We start from the raw sequence: 231 nt of genomic DNA, 5'->3' as shown, positions 1-231 counted from the left end.
CCCTTGGCTGATCTGCCGGCCAAACCGCAAGTCGGCCTGCCGCTGTGGCTGCTCGCCGAGCTGACCTACCGCTGCCCGCTGCAATGCCCGTACTGCTCCAATCCGCTGGATTTCGCCGAGCAGGGCAAAGAGCTGACCACCGAGCAATGGATCAAGGTGTTCCGCGAAGCGCGGGAGATGGGCGCGGCGCAATTGGGCTTTTCCGGCGGCGAACCGCTGGTGCGTCAGGAC

At 65.8% G+C, this 231-nt stretch carries 1 protein-coding gene; it reads left to right on the top strand.

What is annotated here, in order from left to right; translation table 11 throughout:
- Nucleotides 1–3 precede the first annotated feature (3 nt).
- On the top strand, nucleotides 4–231 hold a 228-nt coding region (locus AAEY83_RS18930), incomplete at its 3' end, for a radical SAM protein (protein ID WP_351061796.1).

This window comes from Psychrobacter sp. TB20-MNA-CIBAN-0197, assembly GCF_040309765.1.
Classification (GTDB): domain Bacteria; phylum Pseudomonadota; class Gammaproteobacteria; order Pseudomonadales; family Moraxellaceae; genus Psychrobacter; species Psychrobacter submarinus.
Note: the sequence above shows the minus strand (reverse complement) of the source record. Positions and strands in the feature narration are given on the sequence as shown.